The sequence below is a fragment of the Kitasatospora sp. NPDC101447 genome (assembly GCF_044767225.1).
In the GTDB taxonomy this organism is placed as follows: Bacteria; Actinomycetota; Actinomycetes; order Streptomycetales; family Streptomycetaceae; genus Kitasatospora.
Window position 1 is genome coordinate 238,419 of record NZ_JBIWNL010000008.1, and the last position, 14,194, is coordinate 252,612.

General features: G+C 73.9%; 11 protein-coding genes. 10 read left to right on the top strand and 1 reads right to left on the bottom strand.

All coding sequences use genetic code 11. The features are described from left to right. Position 1: 1 nt before the first annotated feature. Positions 2-1,984, bottom strand: a complete 1,983-nt coding sequence (locus ACIRST_RS15225) for a DUF2264 domain-containing protein (RefSeq protein WP_402802682.1) — start codon at positions 1,982-1,984, stop codon at positions 2-4. Positions 1,985-2,306: 322 nt separating this feature from the next. Between ACIRST_RS15225 and ACIRST_RS15230 the strand changes: the two genes are divergently transcribed. From ACIRST_RS15230 to nagA, 10 genes are all read left to right on the top strand, one after another. Continuing rightward, complete coding sequence (locus ACIRST_RS15230; RefSeq protein WP_402802683.1) at positions 2,307-3,647, top strand: ABC transporter substrate-binding protein; 1,341 nt, start codon at positions 2,307-2,309, stop codon at positions 3,645-3,647. Beyond that, entirely contained in the window at positions 3,644-4,600 is a 957-nt protein-coding gene (locus tag ACIRST_RS15235; protein WP_350526110.1) for a sugar ABC transporter permease, read from the top strand. The genes ACIRST_RS15230 and ACIRST_RS15235 overlap by 4 nt, the downstream gene beginning before the upstream one ends. Further along, the gene (locus ACIRST_RS15240; RefSeq protein WP_402802685.1) at positions 4,597-5,502 is read left to right on the top strand and encodes a carbohydrate ABC transporter permease; all 906 of its coding nucleotides are present in this window, start codon (positions 4,597-4,599) and stop codon (positions 5,500-5,502) included. The genes ACIRST_RS15235 and ACIRST_RS15240 overlap by 4 nt, the downstream gene beginning before the upstream one ends. A 95-nt stretch (positions 5,503-5,597) precedes the next feature. Continuing rightward, positions 5,598-6,578, top strand: a complete 981-nt coding sequence (locus ACIRST_RS15245; RefSeq protein WP_402802756.1) for a hydroxyacid dehydrogenase — start codon at positions 5,598-5,600, stop codon at positions 6,576-6,578. 54 nt (positions 6,579-6,632) lie between these two features. After that, entirely contained in the window at positions 6,633-7,784 is a 1,152-nt protein-coding gene (locus ACIRST_RS15250; protein WP_402802686.1) for a Gfo/Idh/MocA family protein, read from the top strand. Continuing rightward, entirely contained in the window at positions 7,784-8,983 is a 1,200-nt protein-coding gene (locus tag ACIRST_RS15255; RefSeq protein WP_402802687.1) for a dihydrodipicolinate synthase family protein, read from the top strand. Before ACIRST_RS15250 ends, ACIRST_RS15255 begins: the two co-directional genes overlap by 1 nt. Next, complete coding sequence (locus tag ACIRST_RS15260; RefSeq protein WP_402802689.1) at positions 8,980-9,828, top strand: sugar phosphate isomerase/epimerase family protein; 849 nt, start codon at positions 8,980-8,982, stop codon at positions 9,826-9,828. The genes ACIRST_RS15255 and ACIRST_RS15260 overlap by 4 nt, the downstream gene beginning before the upstream one ends. Beyond that, positions 9,825-10,895, top strand: coding sequence for a glycerate kinase (locus ACIRST_RS15265; RefSeq protein ID WP_402802690.1), 1,071 nt, complete (start codon positions 9,825-9,827; stop codon positions 10,893-10,895). Before ACIRST_RS15260 ends, ACIRST_RS15265 begins: the two co-directional genes overlap by 4 nt. A gap of 59 nt (positions 10,896-10,954) precedes the next feature. After that, complete coding sequence (locus tag ACIRST_RS15270; RefSeq protein WP_402802691.1) at positions 10,955-12,859, top strand: glycoside hydrolase family 27 protein; 1,905 nt, start codon at positions 10,955-10,957, stop codon at positions 12,857-12,859. A 139-nt stretch (positions 12,860-12,998) separates the two neighbouring features. After that, complete coding sequence (nagA, locus tag ACIRST_RS15275) at positions 12,999-14,183, top strand: N-acetylglucosamine-6-phosphate deacetylase (RefSeq protein WP_402802692.1); 1,185 nt, start codon at positions 12,999-13,001, stop codon at positions 14,181-14,183. Positions 14,184-14,194: the final 11 nt, after the last annotated feature.

Sequence of the window (14,194 nt, forward strand, 5' to 3'; positions counted from 1 at the left end):
CTCAGAGGGTGCGGACGGTGACGGATCCGACGGCGAGTTCGGCCCGCTGACGGGTGCCGTCCGGCCAGTCCACGGTCAGCCGGTGGCCGTCACGCGTCGGCTCGGTGCGTACGCGCGGCTGCTCGGTGCGCACGCGCGGCTGCTCGGTGCGTACGCGCGGCTGCTCACCGGCCGGTGCGGGCTCCGCGGTGAGCCGGCCGGCGGAGACGAACAGCCGCGTCCCTTCGCCGGTGGTGCCGAGGAGGACGGGGACGGCGGCCGCGGGGCCGAAGGCCGTCCCGGCGGGGACCGGGTCGACGGACGCCCGGGTGTAGCCGTGGACCCCGGCGAGTTCCGCGGTCAGCCGCCGCTCGGTGCGGGCCCCGGCCGACGGCCGCTCGGTGCGGACCCGGGCCGACAGCCGTTCCGTGCCGGCCTCGACACCGGTGCCGGCGACGGCCCAGCCGCTCTCGCGGACGGTGGTCCCCGCCTCGGCGCCGGTGACCAGGTGGGCCCGCACCTCGTCACGGCCGCGGGCCAGGACGAGGGAGGTGACGGTCACTCCGGGAAGTGCCCCGCCGCCGGCGCGGGGCCGGTGGGAGGAGGCGGCCCAGCCCGGCCCGGTACCCAGCGGGCGGATGCGTCCGCGCTCGCTGGGGCGGCCGTCGACGAGCAGGGCGAAGTGGTTGTCGGCGGGGCCTTCGTGGACGGGTGAGGTCGCGGTGGAGTGGGCGAGCCGGGCGTACAGCGGGTCGTCGGCGTGGACCCGGTCGGCGGGCTGGTCGTCGCTGCCGTGGTTGTGCAGCCGGACGAGGCCGTCGGCGGCGGTCGACTGGACCAGCCAGCCCGGCTGCGGCAGGGGCACGGCGGCGTCCTCCCGCTCGGCCGGGCCGGGCTCCTCGGTCGCGGTCCAGGCCGGATGGTCGGCGGGGAGCAGCAGTCCGAGGAAGCCCTTGCTCGCCCAGTAGGGGGAGGCGGGGCCGGAGTACTCCTGGACCAGCGGGGGGTGGGCGGCGTACCAGCCGAGCGGGAGGAGGCCGTCGGCGGTGACGGCGCCCCGGTCGAGGAAGTGGCGCAGTGCGCCGGAGGCGATCCGGCGGGTGGTGCCGGGGGCGAGCGGGGTGTGGCCGGTGAGGGCGCCGGCCCACAGGGGTGCGGCGGCGGCGAACCGGTAGGTGAGCGAGCGGCCCTGGTGGACGGGGGCGCCGTCGGCGCCGAAGAGCCGGGCGTAGCCGTCGAGGTGGGCTTCGAGCCGGGCGCCGTAGTGCGCGAGGAGGTCGGCGTCGCCGGCGAGGTGGGCGTGCAGGACGGGGTAGAGGTGCAGGGCCCAGCCGTTGTAGTGGTCGAAGGCCCGGGGGCGGCCGTCGGTGTACCAGCCGTTGCCGAGGTACCACTGCTCGATCCGGTCGAGGCCGCGTTCGACGGCTTCGCGGGCGGCCTCGGTCTCGATGCCGGCCTCCGCGAGGAAGCCTCCGACGGTGAGCGGGAAGAGCCACCAGTTGTTGTCGACGGGCGTGCGCCGGAGCGCCTCGGCCAGCCAGGCGCCGGCCCGTTGGCGGACGGCGTCGTCGAGCCGGTCCCAGAGCCAGGGGCGGGTGAGGCGCAGGGCCAGGGCGACGGAGGCGGCTTCGACCATGGGCTGGGAGCGGTCGGCGATCACTCCCCAGGATTCGGCGTCGCCGTCGGCGAGGTCGCGTTCGAGGGTGGGGCGGCGGGTGCCGGCGTCGAGGCCGGCGGCGTAGCGGTCGAGCAGGCCCTGCGGGTCCGTTCCGTGGGCGCCGGCGGTGCGGAAGGCCGCGAGGAGGAACGTGCGGGCGTAGCCCTCCAGTCCGTCCGACCGGCGGCCGGAGATGCTCGGGCGGGGGCCTGGGAGGTGGATCAGCGCCTGGCCGGGGCTGGCGTGGGGGCGGACCGCGGCCAGCAGGCCGTCGGCGACGGCCTCCCAGTGGGTCCGGGTCCACCCGGTGTAGGGGCTGCTGCGGCGGTCCTCGGCGGGCAGGTGCATGGGCGGTCCTTCGTCGGCTGGCTGACGCGCCGCCGAATGTAGGCAGGTATCGATCGTTCGTCAAGATCTTTGATCGAATGATCGAGCTGAGAGGCCGTCGACATCCCCTCCGGAAAGCCCCTGTCCGGCCATCGTCCATGCTCAAGCACTGGCCTTTGGCGCTGTCGGCCGACTATCCCCGAGCGCAATTAATCCAGATCATTCGATCAAACGGTCTTGACGTCGATCGAATGCCGGGGTCAGGATGGCCCCGCCCCGCTCGGCCGATGCTGAGCCCTCGGGTTCCCTCCGGCGTCTGCCACCTTCACCCTGGAGCTGAACCATGCCCTCCCCCACCCCCCGTCGCCGCAGAGCTCCCCGGCTCACCACCACCGCCGTCGTCGTCGCCCTCTCCACCGCCCTGCTGGCGGGATGCGGCAGCACCGGCGGCACGCAGGACCAGCCCGCCGCCGACGGAAAGCCCGTCACCATCACCTTCTGGGGCTGGGCCAAGGGCACCAAGGACGTGGTCGCCGCGTTCAACGCCTCGCACACCGACGTCAAGGTCGACTTCGAGGAGATCCCCTCCGGTGTGGCCGGCGGCTACGCCAAGATCTCCAACGCGGTGAAGGCCGGCAACGCCCCGGACGTCTTCAACACCGAGTACCAGCAGCTGCCCGACTTCGTCAGCCAGGGCGCGGTGCAGGACATCAGCAAGCTCGTGACGGCCGAACTCAAGGCCGACTACCTGCCGCAGGCCGTCGACCTCACCACGCTCGGCGGCAAGTCCTGGGCGCTGCCGCTGGACGCCGCACCCCAGGCCTTCTACTACCGCAAGGACCTCTTCGCGCAGGCCGGCATCACCGTCCCCAGGACCTGGGACGAGTTCCGCACCGCCGCGCAGAAGCTCAAGCAGGCCGACCCCGCCACCCGGATCGCCACCTTCTTCCCCGACGACCCGAGCCCCTTCGAGGCCCTGGCCTGGCAGGGCGGCGCCCGCTGGTTCGACACCGCCGACGGCGCCTGGAAGGTCGACATCGACTCCCCCGCCACCAAGCGGGTCGCCGACTACTGGCAGCAGCTCATCGACGACGACCTGGTGCGGGTCCAGCCGTCGTTCAGCCAGCAGTGGACCGCCTCGCTCCAGAAGGGCGAGACCGCCGGCTACGTGGGCGCCTCCTGGGGCGGTGGTGTGCTGAAGAGCACGCTCCCGGACGCCGCCGGCACGTGGGCCGTCGCCCCGGTGCCGACCTGGGACGGCGCGCCCGCGAGCGGCATGCTCGGCGGCACCACCTTCGCCGTGTCCAAGGACAGCAAGAAGGCCAAGGCCGCCGTCGCCTTCGCCACCTGGGCGACCACCACGCCCGAGGGCATCAAGGCCCGGATCGCCTCCGGCACCTCCTCAGCCTTCCCGGCCGCGCCCGCGCTCGTGCCGGTCGCCAAGGCCGCCTTCGACACCGGCTTCTACGGCGGCCAGGACGTCTACGCGCTCTACGCCGACGCGGCCAGGTCGATCCGCACCACGTGGACCTGGGGCCCCACCATGGGAGCCACCAACAACTCCCTCAAGGACTCCTTCGCCAAGCTCACCTCCGGCGGCGGCATCGCGCAGAGCGACACCACCGCCCAGCAGGCCACCGTGGCCGAGCTGAAGAACCGCGGGCTCAAGGTCGCCCAGGGATGACCGCCCGCACCCCCGCGGCCGACCGCCGCCAGGGCTCCGTCCGCGCCTCCACCGTCAGGCGGCGCGGACGGCTCGGGGCCCCCGCCCTGCTGCTCGCGCCCTTCCTGCTCCTGTTCACCGCCTGCACACTGGTGCCGATCGGCTACGCCGTCCACCTCAGCCTGTTCACCGAGCACCGCTCCGGCCTCGGCTTCGGCGACGCCGAGACGGTCTTCACCGGCCTGGCCAACTACACCCGCGCCCTCGGGGACGACGCCTTCCGCAACGGCCTGCTGATCACGGCCGGCTACTGCCTGCTGTACATCCCGCTGATGGTCGGCCTCTCGCTGACCCTCGCCCTGCTGCTGGACTCGGCGCTCGCCCGGGCCCGCCGGTTCTTCCAGCTGGCGCTGTTCCTGCCGCACGCCGTTCCCGGCATCATCGCCGCACTGATCTGGATGTACCTGTACACCCCGGGGATCAGCCCGGTCGTCGACGCCCTCGGCTCGGCCGGCGTGCAGCCCGACCTGCTCGGCCACCCGCTGCCGGCCGTCGTCAACATCGCGCTCTGGGAGTGGACCGGCTACAACATGGTCATCTTCTACGCCGCCCTGCAGGCCGTGCCGCGCGAGGTGCTGGAGGCGGCCGTGGTGGACGGCGCCGGACCGCTGCGCACCGCCCTGGGCATCAAGGTCCCGCTGATCCGCGCCTCGATCGCGATGGTCGCGCTCTTCACCCTGATCGGATCGCTCCAGCTGTTCACCGAGCCGATGATCCTGCACGGCGTCGCGCCCGGCGTGATCAGCACCTGGACCCCCAACATGTACGGCTACACGGCGGCCTTCGACCGCAACGACTACAACCTCGCGGCCGCCTCCTCGGTCCTGCTCGCCCTGCTCGCGGCCGGCCTGTCCTTCGTGGTCACCCGTTTCACGGGCGGCTCGCGGCCGAAGCGCAAGGAGTCCCCGGCATGACCGCGATCGCCCCCGAACGTCCCGCGCCCGCCACCCGCCCGCGCACCCCGGCACCGGCCCGGCGCCGGCCCTGGACGCTCTCCAGGGCGGCCGTCAACGGCACCCTGCTCCTCGCCACCGCGTACACCCTGCTCCCGCTCGGCTGGCTGCTGGCCGCCGCCGCCAAGAACACCGGGGACCTGCTCGGCGGCAACACCCTGAGCCCCGCCCGCTGGCACCTCGGCGAGAACCTGCACCGGCTCGCCGTCACCGGCGACGGCATCTACTTCCGCTGGTACCTCAACTCCCTGCTCTACGCCGGGATCGGCGCCCTGCTCTGCGCGCTGCTGTGCGTCGCGGCGGGCTACGCCTTCCACGTGTACGCCTTCCGCGGCAAGGAGAAGCTGTTCGGGCTGGTGCTGCTCGGCGTCCTGGTGCCGACCACGGCGCTCGCCCTGCCGATGTACCTGCTCGCCTCGCAGCTGCACATCGTCAACACCTTCTGGGCGGTGTTCCTGCCCTCCCTGGTCAACCCGTTCGGCGTCTACCTCGCCCGGGTCTTCTGCGAGGGCTACCTGCCCGGCGAGGTGCTGGAGGCCGCCCGGATGGACGGCGCCGGCGAGCTGCGCACCTTCCGGTCGATCGGGCTGCCGATGGTGATGCCGGGCTTCGTGACGGTCTTCCTCTTCCAGTTCACCGCGATCTGGAACAACTTCTTCCTGCCGCTGGTGATGCTCTCCGACAACCGGCTCTTCCCGGTCAGCCTCGGCCTCTACAGCTGGAACAGCCAGACCCACGCCTTCCCCGAGTACTACCCGCTGGTGGTCACCGGCTCGCTGCTCGCCGTCCTCCCGCTGGTGGTCGCCTTCACCGTCCTGCAACGCCACTGGAAGGCCGGACTCACCGCGGGCAGCGTCAAGTGACCCGCCCCACCACCTCCGCCGAACGGGAGCCCCTGGTGCCCACCGCACCCGCCACACCGCCCGACGCCCCGCGCCGACCCCGCGCCCTGCTCGCCATGCAGCCCGGCCTGGCCGAACGGCTGATCGCCCCCGCCACGATGGCCCGGCTCACCGAACTCGCCGTCCTCGACCCGGCCCTGGTCGTCGACGACTTCACCGCCCCCGAGGCGGCCGCCGCGCTGCGCGAGACCGAGGTGATCATCAGCTCCTGGGGCTGCCCGCCGCTGGACGCCCCGGTGCTCGCCGCGGCACCCGCCCTGCGGGCCGTCGTCCACGCCGCCGGCTCCGTCAAGCACCACGTCACCGAGGCCTGCTGGCGTCGCGGCCTGCAGGTCACCTCGGCGGCCTGGGCCAACGCCCTGCCGGTCGCCGAGTACACCGTCGCGGCCGTGCTCTTCGCCAACAAGCAGGTCCTGCAGCTGAGTTCCGCCTACCGCAGGGACCGCGAGGACTTCAGCCCGCACGCCGACCTCGGCGCCATCGGCAACTACCGGCGCACCGTCGGCATCGTCGGCGCCTCCCGGATCGGCCGGCGCGTCCTGGAACTGCTGCGCCCGTACGACCTGGAGCTGCTGGTCCACGACCCGTACCTCGGACCGCTCCAGGCCGCCGAGCTCGGCGCCCGCGCCGTCGACCTGGACACCCTGTGCGCCACCGCCGACGTGGTCAGCGTCCACGCCCCCGAGCTGCCCGGCACCAGACACCTGATCAGCCGCGAACGGCTCGCCGCCATGCGCGACGGCGCCACCCTGGTCAACACCGCCCGCGGCTCCCTCGTCGACCAGGACGCGCTCACCGCCGAACTCGTCGCCGGCCGCCTGAACGCCGTCCTCGACGTCACGGTGCCCGAGCGCCTGCCCGTCGACTCCCCGCTCTACGACCTGCCCAACGTCCTGCTCACCCCGCACGTCGCCGGCTCCCTCGGCGGCGAACTGCACCGGATGGCCGCCGCCGCGGCCGACGAACTCGCCCGGTACGCCGCGGGGCTGCCCTTCGCCCACCCCGTGCTGTCCACCGACATCCACCTCACCGCCTGACGGACCGTCGGCACCACCATCGGCACCACCACCCAGCACCAGAGGAGAACCCCCATGTCCCGCAAGGTCATCGGCGTCGTGATGAACGGCGTGACCGGCCGGATGGGCTACCGCCAGCACCTCGTCCGCTCCGTCCTCGCCATCCGCGAGCAGGGCGGGCTCCCGCTGCCCGACGGCGACGTCCTGTGGCCCGAGCCGATCCTGGTCGGCCGCAGCGAGGCCAAGCTGCGCGACCTCGCCGAGCGCCACGACCTCGCCCACTGGACCACCTCGCTCGACGAGGCCCTGGCCCACCCGCTCACCGAGATCTACTTCGACGCGCAGGTCACCCCGGCCCGCGAACCGGCCATCAAGGCCGCCATCGCCGCCGGCAAGCACGTCTACACCGAGAAGCCGACCGCCGAGACCCTGGCGTCCGCCCTGGAACTGGCCCGGCTGGCACGGGAGGCCGGGGTGGCCAACGGCGCCGTGCAGGACAAGCTGTTCCTGCCCGGCCTGCTCAAGCTCAAGCGGCTGGTGGACAGCGGCTTCTTCGGCCGGATCCTGTCCGTGCGCGGCGAGTTCGGCTACTGGGTCTTCGAGGGCGACTGGCAGCAGGCCCAGCGGCCGTCCTGGAACTACCGCGCCGAGGACGGCGGCGGCATGATCCTCGACATGTTCCCGCACTGGCGCTACGTGCTGGACAACGTCATCGCCCCGGTGCGCTCGGTGTACGCCCACACCGCCACCCACATCCCGCTCCGCCACGACGAACGCGGCGAACCGTACCGGGCGACCGCCGACGACGCCGCGTACGGCATCTTCGAGCTGGAGGGCGGGATCACCGCCCAGATCAACTCCTCCTGGGCGGTCCGGGTGGACCGTGACGAGCTGGTCGAGTTCCAGGTCGACGGCACCGAGGGCAGCGCCGTCGCCGGGCTGCGCAACTGCCGCGTCCAGCACCGGGCCACCACCCCCAAGCCGGTCTGGAACCCGGACCTGCCGGTGACCGAGTCGTTCCGCGACCAGTGGCACCAGGTGCCCGACAACGACGCGTTCGACAACGGCTTCAAGGTGCAGTGGGAGCTCTTCCTGCGCCACGTCGCCACCGGCTCCCCGTACCACTGGGACCTCCTCGAAGGCGCCAAGGGCGTCCAACTGGCCGAGCTCGGCCTGCGCTCCGCCCACGAGGGCCGCCGCCTCGACGTCCCCGCGCTGGAGCTGTGATGACCGAGATCCTCCTGCCCGGCCACGGCCGGCTGCGGCTGCGCGACCCCGAGCCGCTGCACCTGCCCGCGCACCCGCCGCGCTCGCGCACCGCCTTCGCCGCCGCCCACGTCGTCGCCGACCCCCTGGGCGACAACGCGCCCGGCGCCCCGGCCGCCGTCGACTGGGACGCCACCCTGGCCTTCCGGCGCCACCTCTGGTCGCTCGGCCTCGGCGTCGCCGACGCCATGGACACCGCCCAGCGCGGCATGGGCCTCGACTGGGCCGCCACCCGCGAGCTGATCGTCCGCTCCGGCGCCGAGGCCCGGGCGTTCGAAGGGGCGGCACACCGCGCTTCCGGCCAGGCTGGTGGCGGGCGACGCGAGGGCGCCCTGCTCGCCTGCGGGGTCGGCACCGACCACCTCACCGCCCCCGCCCCCACGCTCGCCGACATCACCGCCGCCTACGAGCAGCAGCTCGCCGTCACCGAGGAGGCGGGCGCCCGCCCGATCCTGATGGCCAGCCGCGCCCTCGCCGCCGTGGCCACCGGCCCCGAGGACTACCTGACCGTCTACGGCGGCCTGATCCGCCAGAGCGCCCGGCCGGTGATCCTGCACTGGCTCGGCGAGATGTTCGACCCCGCCCTGGCCGGCTACTGGGGTTCCCACGACCTCGACCGGGCCACCGGGACGGTGCTGGACCTCGTCCACGCGCACGCCGACCGGATCGACGGCATCAAGGTCTCCCTGCTCGACGCCGCACGCGAGGTCGCGCTCCGCCGCTCCCTGCCCGCCGGGGTCCGCCTCTACACCGGAGACGACTTCCACTACCCCGAGCTGATCAAGGGCGACGACCTCGGGCACAGCCACGCCCTGCTCGGCGTGTTCGACCCGATCGCGAGCCGGGCCGCCGCCGCCCTGCACGCCCTCGACGCCGGCGACCCGGACCGCTACGACGCGCTGCTGGCCCCCACCGTGCCGCTCGCCCGCCACCTGTTCGGCGCGCCGACGTACCACTACAAGACCGGCATCGTCTTCCTCGCCTGGCTCGCCGGCCACCAGCCGCACTTCACCATGGTCGCCGGTGCCCAGAGCGCCCGCTCGACCCGCCACCTGGTCGAACTCTTCCGCCTCGCCGACACGGCCGGCGTCCTGCCCGACCCCGACCTCGCCGCCGGCCGGATGCGCGACCTCCTCAAGCTCGCGGGGGTCACCGCATGACCAGGCTCTCGCTCAACCAGATCACCACCCGCGACTGGAGCCTGGCCGAGGCCGTCGACGGCTGCGTCGCCGCCGGGATCCCCGCGATCGGGCTGTGGCGCGACAAGGTCGCCGAGACCGGCCTCGCCCGCGCCGCCCGCCTCGTCCGCGAGTCCGGACTGGCCGTCAGCAGCCTCTGCCGCGGCGGCTTCCTCACCGCCACCGGCCCCGAGGCCACCCGGGCCGCGCTCGCCGACAACCTCGCCGCCCTGGAGGAGGCCGCCGAACTGGGCACCGACACCCTCGTCATGGTGGTCGGCGGGCTGCCCGACGGCAGCCGGGACCTCGCCGGCGCCCGCGCCCGGGTCGCCGACCTCCTCGCCCGGCTCGCCCCGCACGCGGGCGACCTCGGCGTCCGGCTGGCGATCGAACCGCTGCACCCGGTGTTCTGCGCCGACCGCGCCGTCGTCTCCACCCTCGGCCAGGCCCTGGACCTCGCCGAGGCCTTCCCCGCCGACCAGGTCGGGGTGGTCGTGGACAGCTACCACGTCTGGTGGGACCCCCGACTCGACGCACAGCTCGAACGCGCCGGACGCGGCGGCCGGATCGCCTCCTACCAGGTGTGCGACTGGACCCTCCCGCTACCCGCCGACACCCTGCTCGGGCGCGGCCACGTCGGCGACGGCCACATCGACTTCGCGGCGCTCACCGCCAAGGTCACCGCCGCCGGCTACACCGGCTGGGTCGAGGTCGAGATCTTCAACGAGCAGGTCTGGAACACCCCGGGCCCGCGGACCCTGAGCCTGCTCGCCGAACGCCACCGCACCCACGTCGAACCGCACCTCGCACCGGCGGCCGCCCGATGAGGGTCGTCCTGGCCCCCGACTCCTTCAAGGGCACCGCGACCGCCGCCGAAGCCGCCGCCGCCCTGCGCGAGGGCTGGCTCTCGGTCCGGCCGCGCGACGAACTCCTCACCCGCGCCATGGCCGACGGCGGCGAGGGCACCACCGCGGCCGTCCTCGCCGCCACCCCGCGGGCCGTCGTCCGCCGGGTGCCCGGCTGCACCGGACCGGACGGCCGACCCGTCACCGGCTCCTACGCGCTCCTGCCGGACGGCACCGCCCTCGTCGAACTCGCCGTCACCAGCGGCCTGCCACTGATGGCCGCCCCCGCCCCGCTCACCGCCACCACCCGCGGCACCGGCCAGGTGATCGCCGCCGCGCTCGCCGCCGGAGCCCGCCGGCTGACCGTCGCCCTCGGCGGCTCCGCCTCCACCGACGGCGGCGCCGGACTGCTCGGCGCCCTCGGACTCCGTCTGCTCGACGCGGACGGCAACCGACTCCCGGACGGCGGCCATGCCCTGACCGCCGCCGTCCGGGCCGACCGCTCCGGACTGCTCCCGCCCCCGCCGGACGGCGTGCGGCTGCTCACCGACGTCACCGACCCGCTCCTCGGCCCGGACGGCGCCGCCGCCGTGTACGGGCCGCAGAAGGGCGCCGGACCGCAGGACGTCCGGGCCCTGGAAGCCGGCCTCCGACAGCTCGCCGCCCTGCTCGGCGGCGACCCCGCGGCCCCCGGCGCCGGGGCGGCCGGCGGGACCGCCTACGGACTGGCCGCCGCCTGGGGTGCCGTCACCACCCCCGGCGCGGCCGCCGTCGCCGACCTGCTGCACCTGGACGAAGCGCTCGCCGACGCCGACCTGGTGATCACCGGCGAAGGCCGCTTCGACGCCACCAGCCTGCGCGGCAAGGCGGCCGGCGAGGTCCTGTACCGGGCCCGCCGGGCCGGCACGCCGGCCGCCGTCGTCGCCGGGGACTCCGCCGTCCCGGCGGTGCTCACGCTGACCCGGCTGGCCGGGTCCGCGGAGGCCGCGTGCGGCCGGCCGCTGCACTGGCTGCGCCGCGCGGGCGCCCTGCTCGCCGCCCGCCGCTGAGCGCCCACCCCCTGACCACCCCCCTCCTCCCTGCCCACCAGACCCCCCAAGGAGCCCCCGTGCGACGCAACAGACTGCCCGCACTCGCCGCCGCGACCCTCGTCGCCGCGGCCGGACTGACCACCGGCCTGCCCGCCCAGCCAGCCGCCGCGGAGTCCGCGCCCGGCAACATCGCCGACCACACCCTGCAGGCCACCCCCACCATGATCGTCCGGCCCGGCAGCTGGCGGCAGACCAACGACGCGCTGGTGCGCGCCGACACCGACGCCGTCGTCGCCAACGGCCTGGCCGCCAAGGGCTGGAACATCATCGCCGTCGACGACGACTGGATGATCAAGGACAACGGCCAGGACTGGAACGGCACCCAGGTCGTCCCCGCCGCCCAGCACGGCCGCGACCAGGCCGGCAACCTGATCACCTCCCCCAGCAAGTACCCGCAGGGCATCAAGGCCACCATCGACTACGTCCACAGCAAGGGCCTCAAGTTCGGCATCTACGAGGACGGCGGCGACCTCACCTGCGACGGCGGCTCCGGCAGCTACGGGCACTTCACCCAGGACGCCGAGTACTTCGCCTCACTGGGCGTCGACTACATCAAGATGGACTACTGCTACCCGCACACCCGCACCTCCACCTCCGGCCTGCTGCTCACCACCGACCACGACGCCGACGTCGCCATCGACGCCTACCGGCAGGCCGCCCGGGCCATCGCCAAGGCCAACGCCGCACACGGCACCCACATGACCCTCAACTGCTCGGCCCCGGCGTACTTCAACTGGGACAACCAGAGCACCGGCTCGCCCGTCTTCCAGAAGGTCATGGCCGGCATCGGGCAGACCTCCCAGGAGTGGCGGATGGCCGCCGACGTGGGCGGGAACAACTGGGCCGCGACCCTCACCAGCCTGGAGCAGACCGACGCCACCGCCGGTTACGCCCGCGCGGGCCACTTCAACGACCCGGACCAGCTCGCGCTGGGGCAGAGCTCCATGACGCCGGACCAGCAGCGCGCCCAGCTCAGCATGTGGGCGATGTACTCCGCGCCGCTGAACATCAAGATGACCGGCGCCGCGGCGTTCACCCCGCAGGTCGTCGCCGATGCCGGGAACACCGACATCATCGCCGTGGACCAGGACCGCCTCGGTGTCCAGGCCACCCCGGTCGCCTCGGACGACAACACCGCCGTCTACGCCAAGCCCCTGGCCAACGGCGACATCGCGGTGGCCCTGCTCAACAAGTCCGCCACCGCCCGGACCGTCTCCACCACCGGCGCCGCGGTCGGCACCTCCGCCTCCGGCTTCACCCTCAAGGACCTGTGGAGCAAGGCGGTCACCAACAGCTCCGGCACCATCTCCGCCACCGTCCCGGCCACCTCCGCCGTCGTCTACCGGCTGCACCCCGACGCCGGCGCCACCTACGCGGACTGGACCACCGCCCTCAACTCCACCGCGATCAGCGACGACGACGCGGCCACCGCCGGCTCCTTCGACCGTGCCGGCGACAGCTTCTCCTCCGACGCCCTGGCCGCGGCGGGCGTGACCCGCGGCTCCAGCGTCGCGGCCGGCGGCCAGACCTTCGCCTGGCCGGCCGGCGGCTCCGGGCAGTTCGACACCATCGTGGCCCGCGGCCAGACCATCGCCTTCCCGACCGACGGCAGCACGATCGGCTTCCTCGGCGCGTCCAGCGGCGGCGACGTCTCCGGCGCCCTCACCCTCCACTTCACCGACGGCACCAGCGGCCAGGCCACGCTCGGCTTCCCGAACTGGCTGACCGCCGACCCGACCGCCTTCGGCGACAGCACCGCCGTCACGACCACCCACCGCAACAGCCCGCACGGCCCCGACCAGTTCGGTACCAGGTACGTGGTCTCCTACGCGTCGGTGACCGTGCCGGACGGCAAGACCCTGCAGTCCATCACCCTGCCGGACAACGCCGCCCTGCACATCTTCTCGCTGACCGACTACTGATCCGACCGGACCCCCGGACCCCTGGCCACCCCAGACACCGTGACGGCGGCGCGGTGCGGCCAGGTCACGGAAGGCGGCGCTGCCCCAACAGCGCCGCCTTCCGCTCGTCCGCGCCGACCACTCCCGGAGGTGCCTCCGCATGACCACCACTGACCGTGACCGAACTGTCCTGGCCGGTGCCCGGCTGGTCCTGCCCGGCGGTGTCGTCGAGGACGGCCGCCTGACCGTCCGGGGCGACCGCATCACGGCCGTCACCAGCGGCGCCGCCCAACCCGGCGACCTCGACCTGACCGGCCACACCGTCGTCCCCGGCTTCGTCGACCTGCACGTCCACGGCGGCGGCGGCGCCTCCTACGCCTCCGGCAACGCCGAGGAGGCCCTGCTCGCCGCCCGAACCCACCTCCACCACGGCACCACCACCACCGTCGCCTCCACCGTCACCGGCGAGATCGACGAACTCGCCCGCCAGGCCGCCGTCCTCTCCGAACTCGTCGAGGACGACATCCTGGCCGGCATCCACTTCGAAGGCCCCTTCATCTCGCCGGGCCGCTGCGGCGCCCACCGCCCCGACCTGCTGCGCGAACCCGACCCGGCCCTCGTCCGCACACTCGTCGACGCCGCCCGCGGCCACGCCACCATGGTCACCCTCGCCCCCGAACTCCCCGGCGGCCTCGACTCGGTGCGCATGCTCGCCGACCTCGGCATCATCGCCGCCATCGGCCACACCGACTCCGACTACGCCACCACCCTGCAGGCCATCGACGCCGGCGCCACCGTCGCCACCCACCTCTTCAACGCCATGCCGGCCATCGCCCACCGCGCCCCCGGCCCGATCGTCGCCCTGCTGGAGGACGAACGCGTCACCGTCGAGCTGATCAACGACGGCGTGCACCTCCACCCCTCCGTCCTCGACCTCGCCTACGGCACCGCCGGCCCCCACCGCGTCGCCCTCATCACCGACGCCATGGGCGCCGCCGGCATGGGCGACGGCCTCTACCCCCTCGGCCCCCTCCAGGTCCGCGTCACCAACGGCATCGCCATGCTCCCCGACGGAAGCTCCATCGCCGGCTCCACCCTCACCCTCGACCAGGCCTTCCGAAGAGCCCTCACCATCGGCAAACTGACGCTCAACCAGGCCGTCCAATCGCTGTCCACCACCCCCGCCCGCCTCCTCGGCCTCGACCACCGCACCGGCTCCCTGGAAACCGGCAAACTCGCCGACCTCGTCATCGTCGACACCGAGAGCTTCGACCTGGTCGCCGTCATGCGCCACGGCCACTGGGCCCGCGGCGCCGACCGGTTCCCAACCGTCCGAACCGCCTGAACGAGGATCCG